The following is a 17,247-nucleotide window of genomic DNA, read 5'->3' on the forward strand; positions in this document are numbered from 1 at the left end:
GCGACAAGATATTCTGAAATGAAAAGCCGGGCAGTGTGAGAATCACGGTCCGGCTTTTTGCTGTCTGGAGTTTGGGACCGGGAGCCTAGCGAGAAGTAAACTGGATTTTGTGACCGTCCGGATGGCCGGGAAACTCAGGCCAGTGATTTTGGGATAGCGCACGGGCGCTGACGGACTGGATACCGGCTTGTTTTTCGTACATCCAGTAGTTGCGCAGGATGATCGAGACATAGCCACGGGTCTCTACATAGGGGATGCTTTCCATGAACAATAGCGGATCGTCATTGTCCCGTATTTCCGTGTTCCAGCGCTGAACTGCGCCCGGGCCGGCATTATAGGCCGCCGCAATCTTTGGCAGCTTGCCGCCGGTGATCGATGATTTTCCGAGATATTCGAGATAGGACTGGCCATATTCCAGATTGGTAGAGGGTTTGTAGAGATCGGCTTCGCTGAAATGCATGCCGTTGGCTCTGGCGATATCGCCGGCGGTTCCCGGCCGCACCTGCATCAATCCGATGGCATTGGCGGGGCTGACCACCTGGCTGCGAAATCCGGATTCCTGCAATGTATGGGCATAGATGAGTGCCGGATCGACCCGCCATCCGCCATCGGGTTTCCACTTCGGAGCCGGAAAACGCGCCTGGGCGTCGGGTTTCATGCCGCGTGGCGCATTATGCGCGAGCCACAACTGGGTTCGCGGCAGATCCAGTTCGCGCGCGAGCTTGATCAGGGCAGGGTGATCGGCATCCGGACCGATGGTGGCCTGATGCCGCAGCACTTCATCGGCCAGCCGCTCTTCGCCAATCTCCACCAGCGCGATGGCCGCGCGGACATTTTCATGCCGCTCCAGCGTCCGCCAATCCGATTTCTCGAACAGCTTCGTCTGTTCCGACTGAGCTGGTTCCATTCCCAGAGTCTGTGCGGCAAGCATGCCATAAAAGCTTTCGTCGTAACGCGCTGCGGCCTGCAATTTGCCCTGTACCTTTTGCGGCTGGCCACATTTCAGATCGGCCCGTGCGCTCCAGTAGAGTCCGGTTGCTTTCAGGTCGACATTGGCAGCGGACCGTCCGACTTGTTCGAAAGAGCGGCTCGCCGACTGACAATCGTTAAGCCGCCAGGCAGCCAGTCCTGCAACCCAGTGGGCATGACCGACCCACTCGCCTGCGCCATTCTGTGCCTGCTGAGCCAAACGCAAGGCGGATCCGTCATCATTTTCGATATAATAGGACCAGGCGATGCGCTGTTGTAGTTCCGTAAGGCCTTCGGGCGTCATGTTCATCGCGCTGGCATTCAGCAGTGATTCTGCGCCCTGGGGATTGTCATGTTTGATAAAATCTATGATCCGGCCGCGCACGCCATTGGCAGCGCTGTCCGATCTCACCTCATCCGGCTTTGACCGGATAGGAGGGCCGGGCACCCATGAAAGATTCCGGCGCTGTGGCAGGCTGGGGAGCAGCTGCGCGCCGCGTTTTTCCGCCAGACGGCCCAATTGGGCGGCTTGTGGTATCTGCGGCGCCTCGTTGACCAGAGTCAGCAAGGGGCCGAGCTCTGCGCGCGGACTGTTGGCCGCAAGAAAAAATTCTGCCTGTGCGATCGATTTGAGCGGTCCGTTCGGCGCCGTGTCCAGCAGGTTTTTCGCGGTGTCCCACTGATTGGCGCTCATCGCCGAAAAAAGCGCTCGATAATGGTCGGATTGTTGCCGCTTCAATTGTGACGGAATATCCTTGGCGATCGACGCACTATTGTAGAGCACCGCTCCGTCATCGGCGAGGGCCGGCGATGCCATAGGGGTCAAAAGCGATGCAATCAGTGCAAATTTGAGTTTCACGGGGCAGAAATCCTTGTCAGCATTTGCAAATCCCTCCACGCTTCGGCCTTGAACAATGGCCGCTCGATCAAAATCCGTGGATGGAAGGTTACGATCGTCTCTGTTTTTGAGGAGTCATGGTTAATAAATTGCTTATTTTTCCGCGCCGACAGTAAATCCTCGCCAAAAACAATCTTCGCAGCAAGGTCACCAAAACAGATTATCCGCTTGGGACGAACCAGTGTAATATGATGAAAAATCCTTGTTTTCAGCGCATTCCAATACTGATCGTCGATTCTGCCATCGACGGATGCCGATACCGAAATGGTGGCCGAATAGGATTTTTCCGAATCACACCCGATTGCGGCCAGCATCTTGTTCAGAAGCTTCTGATTGTCGGAATTGAACAGGTGAACGTCGCCATTGCGGTTTTTTTCGGGGAGCGCAGAAATGGTCATGATTTCCGGTTCCAGAACGCCCTGGGGCAACACTCTGCGCTTCGACCAATTTGCTTCGATCAGATCATTGCTGTTGGATAACCAGTCGAGAAAATCGTCATAAGTCTCGGGGAGTGGTTTGTCCCGAACCGGAATTTTTGGTTCTTCGCGTTCGCGTGTCGTAACGGAAGTCACGGGGGAACTGGCGATCACCGGGGTTTCTGCAACGGGAGTCAAAAGCGGCGATGGTTGGTCGGCATAATCCAGCTCGACACCAGCAAGGGACCACCAGTTTTGCAAGCTTTGGATCATCGAATCAGCGGACGGATTTGCTGTTGGTGGGGTCATTAAATTCATTTATGCATAGAGTCATGAGTTGACGAATAGGTCAATTGACGGGAAAGCAGGTTTCTGCCCAAAGGGTTGCGGTTTGCGACAGACCGAATGTAGATGAGAATAAATGTGCGAAATGTAGGAAAAGCGACATGAGTGAACGAGAGTCAATGCCTTATGACCTGGTGATAGTGGGGGGTGGCCCCGCAGGTCTCAGTGCCGCTATACGATTCAAGCAACTGGCTGATGAGGCAGGCAAGGACCTCTCGGTATGCATATTGGAGAAAGGCTCCGAAATCGGCGCGCATATTCTCTCCGGCGCGGTGATTGATCCCAAAGGGCTGGATGAACTGTTCCCTGACTGGCGCGACGAGGACTGTCCGCTGGCACAGAGCCCGGTAACCGAGAATCACCACTGGATCCTGACCAAGAAGAAGAAGATCTCGTTTCCACATATCATGACACCGTCATTCATGCACAATAAGGGCACCTATACGGGTTCGCTCGGCAATTTGTGTCGATGGCTGGCCGAGCGCGCCGAGAATATGGGCGTCGAGATTTTTCCCGGTTTTGCGGCCGCTGAGATTTTGTACAATGACGATGGATCGGTAAAGGGTGTCGCTACCGGTGATATGGGTGTGGCCCGCGATGGCAGCCACAAACCGGATTACCAGCCTGGCCTCGAATTGCATGCCAAATATACTTTCTTTGCCGAGGGCGCTCGTGGCCACCTGACCAAAATATTGAAAAACCAGTTTGCGCTCGATGCAGAGAGCGAGCCCCAGATTTATGGTCTGGGCGTAAAGGAATTGTGGGATATTGACCCCGCCAAGCACAAGCTGGGCCGGGTCATTCACACCCAAGGCTGGCCGCTCAGCGACGGCGCAAACGGCGGCGGTTTTCTTTATCATCAGGCCGACAATCAGGTCGCGCTCGGTTTTGTAACCTGGCTCAACTATGAAAATCCCTATCTCTCGCCATTTGAGGAAATGCAGCGCTGGAAGCTGCATCCCGAAATTCGCGAAATTCTCGAAGGCGGCAAACGGGTGTCTTATGGTGCCCGCGCGATCAACGATGGCGGATTCCAGGCCGTTCCCAAATTATATTTCCCGGGCGGTGCGTTGATCGGCTGCTCTGCCGGTTTTGTAAATGTTCCGCGGATCAAGGGCACGCATACCGCTATGAAGACCGGGATGATGGCCGCAGAAGCCGCTTATGACGCGATTGTTGCAGACCGCACGAGCGACGAACTGGCCGCTTATGGTACCGCTTATGAGAATAGCTGGGTCCGTGAAGAATTGCGCGTTGTCCGCAATGTTCTGCCGGCGGTCGAGAAATATGGTGATTTCCTCGGAACGATCATTTCCGGGATCAACATGTGGGCGGAGCATCTGAAGATCAAAATGCCGTTCACTATGAAATTGCACCCCGACTGGTCGCGACTGAAGCGCGCCGAACATTGCGTGAAGATCGAATATCCGAAGCCGGACGGGGTGATTACCTTTGATCGCCTGTCTTCGGTATTCCTATCCAATACCAATCATGAAGAAGATCAGCCGGTCCATCTTCAGTTGAAAGACCCCAATATCCCGGTCGAGGTGAATTTGCCTGTTTTCGCTGGACCCTCGGCCCGATATTGCCCTGCGGGTGTCTACGAATTTATTGAGGATGAATCTGGCAACCCTAAGTTCCAGATCAACGCACAAAATTGCGTTCACTGCAAAACCTGTGATATCAAGGACCCGTCCCAGAATATCAACTGGGTTGTTCCAGAAGGGGGCGGAGGTCCAAATTATCCGAATATGTAATCTTGGTGCTTGTGCACTGCTTGTTGCTTGCCTGACCGTTTCGCCAGCGATTGCCAACCGGGGCGATAGTGCCTCGGCCCTCAACCGTTTCGTCGCGGCGCGGCTCGCTGAATCATCGCATGAATCGCAGGCCGCTGCCGCGATTTATGCGGAAAGCCTGAAAGAGCAACCCGACAACGAATTGCTCGCCGGCAAAGCCTTTGTCAGCGCCATCAACGCAGGCGATTTTGATCTCGCGGTGAAAGCCGTCCGGACGCTGCAGTTGCGAGGCAAAGCGGATCCGGAAATGCCACTGGTGCCATTTGCTGCGGCCTTTGCACAGCGCGACTGGAACAGCGCCGATCTTGCGATCGTCGAACTGGAAGCGCTCAAGAATTTCGCGTTCATGCAACCCTTTCTGGAGGCTTGGCTTGCAACCGCACGAGGGCGGGATGCTGGTGAGAGGCTCTCTCTGGCGCAGACCGACATGACCGCCAAATATTATCTTGAAGAACAGGCCATATTGAACAGGCTTGCGAACCGTCAGGAACGGGAAGCGATCAGCCTGCTGGCTGGACTCGTTCAACGGGATGAAGTCCGGATGGGGCCGCTACGGGTTGCGGCAGCCCGGCATTTCTGGGCGAATAATGACCCGGAAACGGCGAAAAAAATCCTGGAGTCCGAATCAACGGGACCGGAACGGAAATTGCTGCAGCAGATTGACGCCGGTCAAAAAAAGGGGGTCGCACAAAAAATCACGCCATCGCTCGGTCTTGCCTTTCTTTTTGAGCGACTAGCAAACGATCTGATAGACCAGCGCGCCGATTTTCTGTCCCAGGTCATGGCACAGGCGGGCGCACGGATCGCGGGCAAGTCGGACTATGCATATCTGACACTTGGCCGGGCCTATGCCGGGGCAGGGAACCATGATCTGGCGGTAGCCGAATTTGCGCGGATCCCCGTTGAAAGCCCCTATTATCTGGTGGCATTAAGTTCACAGATCGCTAGCCTCGTCGGCGACAGGCATTATGATCGGGCCCTCGCTCAGCTCGACAGAGCGTTGCAATATAGTCCTGATGCTCCTGAACTTTACATTTTGAAGGGCCAGTCGCAGCAGGCACAGGGAAATTATACGGGAGCGGCAAAATCATTTGAATCCGCCGTATCGCTGGGTGAAAGGCTGCAGCTGTCCAATCTGACTTTGGCCGGTTACTGGCTTGCTTTGGGCAGCGCACAGGAACAGGCGGGGATTTGGCCGGAGGGTTTGCAATCCTTGGAGAAGGCGAATGAATTATTGCCGAATTCGCCGACGATCCTGAACTATCTTGGCTATGCGCAGCTTGAACGCCGGGAGAATGAGGAAAAGGCGATTGCGGCGATCAAGCAGGCGCACGAAATGCGCTCGACATCGCCGGCGATCACGGACTCCCTCGGTTGGGCCTATTTCATCACCGGTGACCATGACCGGGCCGTTAGCTATCTGGAGAGCGCCCTCGAAGGCGAACCAGCGGATCCGACGATCAACGAACATCTCGGAGACGCTTATTGGGCCGTCGGACGTCTCTATGAAGCGCGCTACGCCTGGAGATCGGCGAAACTATTTGCAGAAGACGAGGATTTACAGCGTCTCGCCCAAAAAATTGACATCGGCCTGACCCCCGACCTTGTATCGCCCTGATGCCTCATCCAGTTCCGGGTATGACGAACAGCGAAACAGCTTATGCAAAGATAAATCTGGCCCTCCACGTTCGCAGAAGACTACCCGATGGCTATCATCGAATCGAAACAATCTTCGCTTTTCTCAACCAGGGCGATCAACTCTCGGTTGAGGCGGGTGAGGGTCTGGGTCTGACCATCGGCGGGCCTTTTGGCGAAGGGCTGAGCACTAGGGATAATCTTGTCCTGCAGGCTGCCCGTCGGCTTGCCGAAATGTCTCACGTGCCGCACGGTGCACGCCTTCATCTTGACAAGCGGTTGCCGGTTGCATCGGGTATTGGCGGCGGGTCGGCGGATGCCGCCGCCACGTTGCGGTTACTGAACCGGTTCTGGAGACTGGACCATTCCGTTGCCGCCCTGGCCGATCTCGCAAAACCGTTGGGTGCTGATGTTCCTGCCTGCGTGCTGAGCCAGACGTGTAGCGGGACCGGAATAGGCCATGATCTCACAGTGATACCGGACGATGGTCTGCGGTCCTGCAGCATATTGCTGATCAACCCGATGGTCCCGGTCTCCACAGCGGAAATTTTTGCTGCCTGGGATGGTCGGGATCGTGGTGGCCTGGGGGAGGGTGACATTCTGTCCGTTTCCCGGAATGGACGAAATGATTTGGAGGCCCCAGCCATAGCGCTGGTACCGGTCCTGACCGACCTGCTGCAAATGCTTGAGGAACAGAAGCCGATATTGGCCCGAATGTCAGGCTCGGGCGCGACCTGTTTTGCATTGTTCTGGAATGCGGCAGACGCAAAAGAGGCCGAACGACACTGTCTGCAACAAATGTCCGGAGCGTGGACGATGATTGGGAGTTTTCTATGACAGAGGCTTTTGAAATATCCGGTATCCCCTCGGAAGGGGGCGTGCTGCTCGTGGTGGATCACGCATCCAGCCATGTACCCGATGACATTGATCTGGGTATCTCCCCGCAATATCTGCAAGACCATATCGCCTTTGATCCGGGTATCGCACCGATTGCCCGCCTGATGACCCAGACCAGCGGATATCTTGCCATTCTCAGCACCGCTTCCCGGCTGATTGTCGATCTCAATCGCTATCCCGACGAAGCCGCTGTCATTGTCGAAAGCAGCGACGGTGTCGAGATTCCGGGAAACAGGATTTCGGAAGAGGAAAAACAGTCCAGGCTGGATCGCTTTTTTACCCCCTATCATGATCGGGTCGGCGAATTGATCGCGGATTTAAAGCCCGCTCTGGTTGCCTCCCTGCACAGTTTCTCTCCGGCCCTGCGGTCAGACCCGCAATTAAAGCGGCCATGGGATATGGGGATCATGTATAATGAATATACGGTGGCACCGCGACTCGCGATCCAGTTCCTCGAAGAGGAAGGGGTTCTCAAGGTCGGTGATCAGATGCCCTATTCGGGTAAGGATCTGAATGCGACGATGAACCGGCACTGCGAAGCCATTGGCCAACCCTATATTGGCGTGGAAATTCGACAGGATCAAATCATGGAAGAGGCCGGGCAGCGTCGATTTGCCGATATTTTATTGCGTACTTGCGATAAAGTAAGAACGGCGCTTGCGTAACCGGCAGAATTTTTGGAAGGACGATCCGGAAATTGCAATAATGGAACCCGAAATGACCGAAAAATTTGATAAGTCCCGTTTGCCGAGCCGCCATGTCAGTGTTGGCCCGGAACGCGCTCCTCAGCGCAGCTATTATTACGCCATGGGAATGACGGAAGAAGATATTGCAAAACCATTTGTCGGTATCGCATCGGCGGGGAACGACAGCGCACCGTGCAACACCTTGCTGGACGTTCAGGCAGATACCGCGCGGGAAGGCGTTATCGAGGCTGGCGGTACCCCGCGACGGTTCAACACGATCACGGTTACCGATGGTATCGCCATGGGGCATCAGGGGATGAAATCCTCTCTGGTTTCGCGCGAGGTGATTGCCGACAGCGTTGAACTGAGTGTTCGCGGCCACTGCTATGACGCGGTTATCGGCTATGCCGGTTGCGACAAGAGCCTCCCGGGCATGATGATGGCGATGCTGCGGCTCAATGTGCCTTCGATTTTTGTCTATGGCGGCTCCATCCTTCCGGGACGGTTTCACGATCATGATGTCACCGTCGTCGACGTGTTCGAGGCAGTGGGCCAGCATAGCTCTGGCAATTGCCCCTTGCAGGAACTGATTGAACTCGAAAAAGTCGCTTGTCCCGGTCACGGCGCTTGCGGTGGCCAGTTCACCGCCAACACCATGGCCTGCGTTGCCGAAGCGATTGGCCTGTCGCTGCCGAACAGCAATATGGCACCGGCACCCTATGAAACACGCGATGACATGGCCCGGGCCGCTGGCCGTCAGATCATGAACCTGATCGGCAGCAATCTGCGCCCGCGTGACATTTGCACCAGAGACGCATTCATCAATGCTGCCCGCGTCGTGGCCGCCACCGGCGGTTCTACCAATGCTGCGCTTCACCTGCCCGCCATGGCGAGCGAAGCCGGGATCGATTTCGATCTTTTCGACGTCGCTGAAATCTTCAAAACAACGCCTTATCTCGCCGATCTGAAACCGGGCGGCAAATATGTTGCCAAGGACATGCACGCTGCTGGCGGTGTCTATATGCTGATGAAGACGATGATGGACAATGGCCTGATCAATGGCGACTGTATCACCGTCACCGAGAAGACATTGGGTGAGAATATCGAGAAAATCACCTGGAATCCCGACCAGAAGGTTATCTACGATGTCCAGCATGCGATAACCAAAACCGGCGGTGTTGTCGGGCTGCGCGGCTCACTGGCACCAGAAGGCGCTATCGTCAAAGTCGCCGGCATGGCCCGTCTGCAATTCCGCGGACCGGCTCAGGTTTTCGAATGCGAGGAAGATGCGTTCGAAGCGGTTGAAAAACGGGAAATCAAGGAGGGCGCGGTTGTCGTTATCCGCAACGAGGGACCGAAAGGCGGTCCCGGCATGCGCGAAATGCTGGCCACCACCGCTGCGCTTTATGGACAGGGCATGGGCGAGAAAGTCGCGCTGATCACCGACGGTCGTTTCTCCGGTGCCACCCGTGGTTTCTGCATCGGTCATGTCGGTCCGGAAGCCGCCGCCGGCGGCCCTATCGGCCTGATCGAGGAAGGCGACATGATCAATATCGACGCTGAAAAGGGCGTGATTGATCTGGAAGTTGATGAAACCGTACTGGAAGAGCGCCGGAAGAATTTTACACAACGTGAAACCGATTATGGTTCCGGTGCGTTGTGGCGCTATGCGCAAAACGTCGGCCCCGCCTACAAGGGTGCCGTAACCCATCCCGGGGCCAAAGCGGAAAAACATGTCTATGCGGATATCTAGAGTCATCGCTCTCACCATATTGCTGACCGCCTGTGAGAACAGGCCGGACAATGCAGTGCTGGCCGATGCCGAAGAGCGGGCGGCGGAGCGTGCGGGTGATGATGGCAACATCGAATGCGCGATTGATGGCGACAGTGATTTCGCCCGGGAATGTTTCACTGAACGGCTGAGTGGTGAGGGTGGTGTTACGATGATCATTCGCCATCCCGATGGCGGGTTTCGCCGTTTCAATGTCCTGACCGACGGTCACGGCCTCGAAGCCGCCGACGGTTTCGACAAGGCGCAGATATCGATTGTCGAAGACGGAAAGATTCTGGTCAGTGTCGGTCCCGACCGATATCTGTTGCCGGCTCAGATTAAACCCGGCGCGAAAAGCAAAGCGTCGGCAGAGGTTTCTCCCGCCGCAGATAAAGATCCGGCACAAGCCGGAAACTAGAGGTACGCTTGCTGAACGACGGAAAAATACTGACCGCCGCGGAAATGAAGCTGGCGGAACAGCGGTTGATCGACAGTGGTGTCTCGGTTGACCAATTGATGCGCCGGGCAGGGCAGGGTGCGGCGCAGATAATCTGGCGGATTTCCGCCCATATGCCCACTCTGGTGCTGTGCGGTCCGGGCAATAACGGCGGTGATGGTTATGTTATTGCGCAATGGCTGCATGACAAAGGGGTTGATGTTTCAGTCGCAGCGCCGCTCGATCCGCAGACCGAAGCGGCACAGCATGCGAAATCGCTGTGGCGCGGAAAAACACTGGCACTGGCCGATGCAAAGCCCTCCGCGCAATTTGTCGACTGTCTGTTCGGGACCGGGCTGGCCCGTGCCGTCGGCGACGACTGGTTCAACCATTGGTCGCGTTTGTTTGCGGGTGCCAAACGGCGGGTGGCCATCGATATGCCGAGCGGAATAGAATCGGATCACGGAACCTGTTTCAATGATGTTCCTATATTCGATACCACCATCGCTCTGGGGGCCTTCAAACCGTCGCACTTTCTGGAGCCGGCCCGATCGAAAATGGGTGATCTGGTCGGGATCGATATTGGCATTGCAGCGCAGAGCGATCTCGTGATTCTCCCGAGGCCGCGGATTTCCGGTCCAACGTCGCACGATCATAAATATAGCCGCGGTCTGGTGGCGGTGGTCGCGGGCGCGATGCCCGGCGCAGCAAAGCTCACTGCCATGGCTGCCCAGAAATCGGGTGCTGGCTACGTTAAAATCTTTGCACCCGCCGGCTTTGTCGCGCCGCATCCCAGCATTGTTGTAGAGACGCTGAGCAACGTGGCAGAACTTCGACACAAGCTTTCCGATCAGCGTATCTCCGCCATTGTCCTGGGTCCCGGTCTGGGCAGGGAGGAACGGGCTAGGGAAATATTGACCACCGCGCTCGCCGCAGATGCGCCGCTTGTTCTGGATGCCGATGCGCTGACTGTTGCCGGAGCGCAATTTATGGATCTGGTGAAGGGCCGCGCTGCCGAGACGATCGCAACACCCCATGCGGGAGAGTTTTCCGGTCTGATGCCGGACGCTTTGCACCATAAACTCGAGGATAGCCGCAAACTTGCCGGGCAAGCCGGATGTTCCATTTTGCTGAAAGGCTCCGATACCGTGATCGTCAGCCCGGACGGCAAAGCATCGATATCGGCGCAATCCTGTCCATGGCTATCCACCGCAGGGACCGGCGATGTGTTGGCCGGGGTTATCGCAAGTCGCTTGGCAACGGGAGTCAGCGGCTATAGGGCAGCATATGAGGGTCAATGGCTACACAGCAGGGCGGCGATATTGGCTGGTCCCGCTTTTACGCCGGAAATGCTCATCGACCACCTCCCCGCCGCATTGCAGGAATGTTTATGACCGCGACTTCCGATCCCGATCTGATCCTTCGTGTCGCTGCAAAGGGTGATGGCGTGACCTCCGACGGTCGCCATGTCGCTTTTTCCGCGCCGCTCGACCGGTTGAATGAAGACGGAGGACTGATCAAGGGGCCGCATCATGTAGAGGCCCCGTGCCAGCATTTTCAGTCCTGCGGTGGTTGCAGTCTGCAACATCTGGATGATGAAAGCTATGCCCGGTTTCTGTCCGAGCGAGTGGCCTATGCGCTGGAAGGGCAGGGGCTGAAGGCAGAATTGCAGCACCCGCCCCATATATCTCAACCCAAAACCCGGATTCGCGCCAGCTTGCGCGCCGCAAAACTCGGTGATCAATTCAAACTTGGCTTCAGCGGCGCTGGCAGTCACCGGATTGTCGATCTGCAACAATGCGAGATCATGGCACCTGAACTGTTCGCCCTTGTCGCGCCGCTCCGCCAATTTCTCAAAAACGCGGCCCGCCGCAAGCATGACATGAATATTGAAATGACGCTGGTCGATCAGGGTATCGACCTGCTGATCGGTAATTACGAACCGGAGGGACTGGAGCAGCGCGAAGCCTTGTCAGATTTCGCCAAGGTCAATGGGTTGGCCCGCCTTTCGGTTGATGGTGGCTATGGTCCGGAAACCCAGTGGGAACCGGAACCGGTGACGGTTACACTCGGTGGCACGGCCATCAATTTTCCCCATAGCTGTTTTCTCCAACCCACCCGAGACGGGCAGCAAGCGCTCGTGTCGGCAATGCTGGAGACCGTCGGAGATGCACGCCTTGTTGCCGATCTGTTTGCCGGATTGGGCACATTTGCCCTGGCGCTTGGCGAGAATCAGAAAGTCTATGCTGCCGAAGGGGCCCGCGATGCCATTGGCTCTCTGAAGTTGGCCGCAAACCATTCCACCCGTCAGATATTCTGCGAGCACCGCGATCTTTTTCGGCGACCGCTGAGCGTCGACGAACTGAACCGGTTCAACGCCGTTATCCTTGACCCGCCACGGGCGGGCGCGCGCGAACAGATCATTCAGCTCGCCCAATCGGAGGTTGCGAATATCTGCTATATCAGCTGCAATCCGGCGAGTTTCGCGCGGGATGCCAAACAGCTTTGCGATGCCGGATACACGCTCCGGCAGGTGTGGCCCGTCGGCCAGTTTCTATGGTCGACCCATGTCGAACTGGTGTCGAGTTTTACCCGCGATTGAACACCCGCGCAGGGATCGCCCTGCGCGGGATATTCTGATTGCTAAAAAACCGCGATCGCTGCGTGGATTGCCAGCGCGATGATGCAAAGGCTGGACAATGCAAATACAGAGAATCGATATAATACCCGGTTGCTGGTGACCTGAATAAGGCTGTGGAGCACGCGCAAGCCGACATAGATCCATGCGATGGTCAGATTTAGCCCGAAATCCTGCCCGGCAAAGATCAAGACGACGCAAATGGCGTAAAACAGGGTCGGTTCTGTCAGCAAATGGTTATAATTATGCGCTTTCCACTGCACTTCCGGTGGCAGCAATTCGTCCAGATCACCACCCTTGCCACCAACCAGATTGGCGGTGTCGATCTTGGCCTTGTTCATCGCCGGAATTCTCGTGATATACATCCACAGCCAGATCAGCATCGTCCATAAAATCAGCGCAACCATCGGTTGCAGCAAAGCGCTATTGTCCATCATTATTCCTCCCGTTAAATTATTCGATATTCAAGCTTTTGTCGCTTTAGAACAGCGTGACCCAGACGGCATTGATCGCCATGATCAGCAGACAGATGGTCGCTACCACGAACAGCAGAAAGCGGACCTTGACCAGATTGACGGTCGCCTGCCAGATGCTGTGAACGATCCGGATGGCCACATAGGCCCAGGCAAGATAAAGGTTCAGGCCGTGCCCGGCATTGGTGAGCGCAAGGATTACAACCGTGGCGTAAAATAGCGTCGGCTGCTCCATCAAATGGGTGTAATTGTGGGATTTCCAGTTCACCTTGTCCGGGATCACGCCTTCAAGATCGATCCCCCGGCCACCGGGCTTCGCATTGGCCAGATCTTGACCGGATTTTGCCATGGCGGGAAATCTTGTTCCGGCCATCCAGAGCAGCATGATCAGAGACCATAAAACCAGCACCGCCGCCGGTGCCAATATTGCAATATCCATGATTCTTGTCCTCCCGAAACAGGGAGAAACTGCGTCAACTGTAACCGATTGTCAATTGCAACCTATATTGGCGGCTATGCGCTCGGGAAAGAAACCACATTGTCGCGATCAGACCGATCCAGATTATCGCCGACATAGAGGCTGGCCATCGGTTCGTCCGTGACATCATATTCGTCGCTGCTGCCATAGCCGTTGAATTTGGTCCGCATCGCGGAACCATAAGCGCCGATCATACCGATCTCGATATAGTCACCCGCCTTGACGTCGTCCGGCAGGACAAATGGCCCGGCCATGAAATCCATGTCATCGCAGGTCGGGCCGTAGAAGCTGAACCCGCTGGTCGTTCCGTTTTCACTATCTGCACCGACCTGGCGAACCGGAAACCGCCATCCGATATGGGCGGCGTCAAACAACGTGCCATAGGCACCGTCGTTGATAAACAGTTCGTTACCGCGGCGGCGTTCGACCTTGACCACCAGCGAACTATATTCGGCCGAAAGGGCACGGCCCGGTTCGCACCAGAGTTCGGCTGAATAGCTGATCGGCAGATCCTCGAACGTGCGGTCGATCGCGGAGAAATAATGATTGAGCGAAACCGGCGCCAGATCGGGATAGATGGACGGAAAACCACCACCGACATTGACGATGTCTACGGTGACTGATGCGCCGACAATCGCGGTGCGGACCCGCTCCAGAGCATGGACATAGGCGAGCGGCGTCATCGCCTGGCTGCCGACGTGGAAGCAGATGCCGAGGCAATCGGCCCGCTGCCGCGCGCGCTGGAGCAATTCTGCCGATTCATCTACATCGATTCCAAATTTGGACGCGAGGCTGATTTCGGCAAATTCCGAAGCCACGCGAATCCGGACGCAGAGCGTCAGGTCCTCGGCATTGCCGGTGCCAAGCTCGATCTTCTCCAACTCCTCGATACTGTCGAGCGAGAAAATCCGCACACCATGTTCGTGATAGGCTTCGCGTACCGATGCCAGTTGCTTGACCGGATTCATGTAGCAGAGTGTCGCGTCTGGCAGCGCCGCGCGAACGATGCGAACTTCATCAATCGACGCCACGTCGAAGTGGGTCACGCCTTCTTCCCACAGCAATTGCAGCAATGTGGGCGAGGGATTCGCCTTCACAGCATAGAGCGACTTGCCGGGAAATTGCTCTACGAAATAGCGCGCAGCACGACGGGCTGCGTGTGGCCGGTTTAGCAAAACTGGAATATCGGGGCTGAGAGCCCTCGTTAGCTCCTCAGCATCATGGTAATAGTGCAACTCAAGGGACCCCCTATCGGCTAAGATCGATTGAGCTGCCTTGCGGATTCGCAAGCGGCCATGGGGCAGCGAAGCGCGGCTATATGGCCGCTGGATTAATCTGTAAAGACCTGCATTTACAGAATTTGCCACAACAGGTCAATTTTCTAGCTCAAACGGTCACGAAATGTCGACCAGTCGAAGTTTTTGACACATTTCAGCTCGTCATTTTCACTGTTCCACAGCCAGATCGAGGGCAGGGGAACGCCATTGAACGTGTTCGTCTTGACCATCGAATAATGCGCCTGATCGAGAAAGGCGATCCGCTGCCCGACATGCGGCTCAACGGGCAGGATATAATCACCGATGATGTCGCCTGCAAGACAGCTGGGGCCACCGAGACGAACGGCCGTGCCGTCGCTGCGCTCACCCAGCATGGCCGGGCGATAAGGCGCCTCGATCACGTCCGGTATATGGCAGGTCGCCGAGATATCGGTGATCGCGACTGGCATGCCATTGTCGAAGACATCCAGTATCTCGCCGACCAATATCCCGGCATCCAGCGCCACGGCCTCACCGGGTTCGAGATAGATGTCGCAGCCCGACCGCGCTTTCAGATCTTTCAAGAAACCCACCAGCGCCTCGCGATCATAATCATCGCGCGTGATATGGTGCCCGCCACCCAGATTGATCCATTTGAGCGAGGCGAAATGCGGCGCGATAAACGGCTCCACCTTCTCCCAGGTCGACTGCAGCGCATCAAAACCCTGTTCGCAAAGATTGTGAAAGTGGATGCCGGACAGATGCTGGAAATGCTCGGGCTTTAACTGGCTGATCGGAAAGCCCAGCCGGCTGTGCGGCTGGCTCGGATCATATTTCTCCGTCTCGCCCAGCGGGATTTGCGGATTGATTCTTAATCCAATTTCTAAACTATCGAGTGCAATATCCTGATTGGAATCACTTTTCCATCGCTCAATCTGCGACGGATTGTTGAACGTAATATGTTCCAAAATCTGGCTTAGTTCGGCCAGATCGTCAGCTTTATAAGCAGGAGAATAGGTGCTGATCGGCCCGCGGAAATGTTCCTTCGCAAGCCGCGCCTCCCAAAGACCTGAAGCGCAATAGCCATCAAGATATTCATCGATCAGCGGCGCCAGAGACCACATGGAAAAGGCCTTCAGCGCCAGCAGGACCTTGGCACCGGATCGTTCCCTGATATCCGCCAATATCGCCAGATTCCGCCGCACAGCAGCCTCATCCACGACAAAGGCGGGCGAGGGCACGCGGCCCAGATCGAAATGCGCAAAAGCGCCGGGATCGCCTGCCTTGGTCTCCATCCTAGAAAGCCAAAGGTGCTTCCAATTCTTCCAATTTCCATGGCAGGCCATGCTGGTTCAGCATCGCCATGAACGGGTCCGGATCGAACTCTTCCATATTGAACACGCCATCGCCCTTCCACTGGCCGGACAGCATCATAGCCGCGCCGATCATCGCCGGAACGCCGGTGGTATAGCTGACACCCTGGTTGCCGGTTTCCTCGAACGCCGCTTCATGACTGCAGATATTCTTGACGTAGAGCGTCTTCTCGACGCCATCCTTCATGCCGGTGGCAATCACGCCGATATTGGTATTGCCCTTGGTCGTTTCGCCCAGGCTGGCCGGTTCCGGCAGTACCGCTTTCAGGAACTGGAGCGGAATGATCTCGCGTCCTTCATACATCACCGGGTCAATCCGCGTCATGCCAACATTTTGAAGTACTTCGAGATGGGTGAGATAGGCATCGCCAAAGGTCATCCAGAAGCGGATGCGCTGGATTTCCGGCAGATGCGTCTTCAGCGACTCGATTTCCTCGTGATACATCAGATACATATTCTTCGGACCAACGGCCTCGAAATCAAATTCCTGCTTCTGGGTCAGCGCCGGTCCCTCGACCCACTGGCCATTCTCCCAATGCCGCGAATTGGCGGTGACTTCCCGGATGTTGATCTCGGGATTGAAATTGGTGGCAAAATGCTGGCCGTGATCGCCGCCGTTGCAGTCGAGAATGTCGAGCGTGTCGATCCGGTCGAAATGATGCTTCTTCAGCCAGCAGGTGAACACGCTGGTCACGCCCGGATCAAAGCCGGAGCCGAGCAGCGCCATGATCCCGGCATTCTGGAACCGGTCCTGATAGTCCCACTGCCATTTATATTCGAACTTGGCTTCGTCGCGCGGTTCGTAATTGGCGGTATCGAGATAGTCCGTCCTGGTCGCGAGGCACGCATCCATGATCGGCAGATCCTGATAGGGCAGCGCCAGATTGACCACCAGATCGGGCTTTTCCCGCTCGATCAGCGCGCTCAGTGCCGGAACATCGTCGGCATCAATCTGGGAAGTGGATATCGCCACACCGGTCCGCTGCTTGACCGACTCGGCAATCGCTTCGCATTTTGATAAAGTCCGACTGGCCAGTAGAATTTCGCTGAAAGGCCCGCTGCCTGCCGCTATCAGCTGAGCCATTTTGTGCACAGCTACCGAACTGACGCCACCTGCGCCGATCACCAATATTTTGCCCATGATTTCCACTCTAAATGCTGGAGAAATGTTAGCCCCGCA

The 17,247-nt window shown here is 56.1% G+C and carries 15 protein-coding genes; 8 read left to right on the forward strand and 7 right to left on the reverse strand.

Going from position 1 to position 17,247, the window contains the following annotated elements:
- Positions 1–85: 85 nt before the first annotated feature.
- Together ACN0VD_RS00065 and ACN0VD_RS00070 are read right to left on the reverse strand one after the other, a co-directional pair.
- Positions 86–1,828, reverse strand: a complete 1,743-nt coding sequence (locus ACN0VD_RS00065) for a lytic transglycosylase domain-containing protein (protein WP_417590317.1) — start codon at positions 1,826–1,828, stop codon at positions 86–88.
- Positions 1,825–2,592, reverse strand: a complete 768-nt coding sequence (locus ACN0VD_RS00070; protein WP_417590319.1) for a uracil-DNA glycosylase family protein — start codon at positions 2,590–2,592, stop codon at positions 1,825–1,827. Before ACN0VD_RS00070 ends, ACN0VD_RS00065 begins: the two co-directional genes overlap by 4 nt.
- Positions 2,593–2,729: 137 nt before the next feature.
- On the opposite strand from ACN0VD_RS00070, the gene ACN0VD_RS00075 reads away from it, so the two are divergent.
- The 8 genes from ACN0VD_RS00075 to ACN0VD_RS00110 are packed head-to-tail and all read left to right on the forward strand — an operon-like array spanning position 2,730 to position 12,451.
- A complete protein-coding gene (locus tag ACN0VD_RS00075) occupies positions 2,730–4,385 on the forward strand; it encodes an electron transfer flavoprotein-ubiquinone oxidoreductase (protein ID WP_417590321.1) in 1,656 nt (551 codons plus the stop codon).
- On the forward strand, positions 4,342–6,042 hold the full coding sequence (locus ACN0VD_RS00080; protein WP_417590323.1) for a tetratricopeptide repeat protein: 1,701 nt from the start codon (positions 4,342–4,344) through the stop codon (positions 6,040–6,042). The genes ACN0VD_RS00075 and ACN0VD_RS00080 overlap by 44 nt, the downstream gene beginning before the upstream one ends.
- Before the next feature lie 20 nt (positions 6,043–6,062).
- Complete coding sequence (locus tag ACN0VD_RS00085; protein WP_417590325.1) at positions 6,063–6,896, forward strand: 4-(cytidine 5'-diphospho)-2-C-methyl-D-erythritol kinase; 834 nt, start codon at positions 6,063–6,065, stop codon at positions 6,894–6,896.
- Entirely contained in the window at positions 6,893–7,621 is a 729-nt protein-coding gene (locus ACN0VD_RS00090) for an N-formylglutamate amidohydrolase (protein ID WP_417590327.1), read from the forward strand. The genes ACN0VD_RS00085 and ACN0VD_RS00090 overlap by 4 nt, the downstream gene beginning before the upstream one ends.
- A gap of 52 nt (positions 7,622–7,673) precedes the next feature.
- Entirely contained in the window at positions 7,674–9,395 is a 1,722-nt protein-coding gene (ilvD, locus tag ACN0VD_RS00095) for a dihydroxy-acid dehydratase (protein ID WP_417590329.1), read from the forward strand.
- A complete protein-coding gene (locus tag ACN0VD_RS00100; RefSeq protein WP_417590331.1) occupies positions 9,382–9,831 on the forward strand; it encodes a hypothetical protein in 450 nt (149 codons plus the stop codon). The genes ilvD and ACN0VD_RS00100 overlap by 14 nt, the downstream gene beginning before the upstream one ends.
- An 8-nt stretch (positions 9,832–9,839) precedes the next feature.
- Complete coding sequence (locus ACN0VD_RS00105) at positions 9,840–11,243, forward strand: NAD(P)H-hydrate dehydratase (protein ID WP_417590333.1); 1,404 nt, start codon at positions 9,840–9,842, stop codon at positions 11,241–11,243.
- Positions 11,240–12,451: a class I SAM-dependent RNA methyltransferase gene (locus tag ACN0VD_RS00110; protein WP_417590335.1), complete on the forward strand. Its 1,212-nt coding sequence runs from the start codon at positions 11,240–11,242 to the stop codon at positions 12,449–12,451. Before ACN0VD_RS00105 ends, ACN0VD_RS00110 begins: the two co-directional genes overlap by 4 nt.
- Positions 12,452–12,492: 41 nt before the next feature.
- Here the strand turns inward: ACN0VD_RS00110 and ACN0VD_RS00115 are convergent, their stop codons facing one another.
- The 5 genes from ACN0VD_RS00115 to ACN0VD_RS00135 form a co-directional block, all read right to left on the reverse strand.
- The gene (locus tag ACN0VD_RS00115) at positions 12,493–12,924 is read right to left on the reverse strand and encodes an MAPEG family protein (RefSeq protein ID WP_417590337.1); all 432 of its coding nucleotides are present in this window, start codon (positions 12,922–12,924) and stop codon (positions 12,493–12,495) included.
- A 43-nt stretch (positions 12,925–12,967) separates the two neighbouring features.
- On the reverse strand, positions 12,968–13,399 hold the full coding sequence (locus ACN0VD_RS00120) for an MAPEG family protein (protein ID WP_417590339.1): 432 nt from the start codon (positions 13,397–13,399) through the stop codon (positions 12,968–12,970).
- 74 nt (positions 13,400–13,473) lie between these two features.
- Complete coding sequence (locus tag ACN0VD_RS00125) at positions 13,474–14,673, reverse strand: type III PLP-dependent enzyme (protein ID WP_417590341.1); 1,200 nt, start codon at positions 14,671–14,673, stop codon at positions 13,474–13,476.
- 146 nt (positions 14,674–14,819) lie between these two features.
- The gene (locus ACN0VD_RS00130) at positions 14,820–15,989 is read right to left on the reverse strand and encodes a carboxynorspermidine decarboxylase (RefSeq protein ID WP_417590343.1); all 1,170 of its coding nucleotides are present in this window, start codon (positions 15,987–15,989) and stop codon (positions 14,820–14,822) included.
- Between the two features lies 1 nt (position 15,990).
- Positions 15,991–17,208, reverse strand: coding sequence for a saccharopine dehydrogenase C-terminal domain-containing protein (locus ACN0VD_RS00135; RefSeq protein ID WP_417590345.1), 1,218 nt, complete (start codon positions 17,206–17,208; stop codon positions 15,991–15,993).
- Between the last annotated feature and the right edge of the window lie 39 nt (positions 17,209–17,247).

The sequence above is a fragment of the Parasphingorhabdus sp. genome, from assembly GCF_048267785.1.
Classification (GTDB): domain Bacteria; phylum Pseudomonadota; class Alphaproteobacteria; order Sphingomonadales; family Sphingomonadaceae; genus Parasphingorhabdus.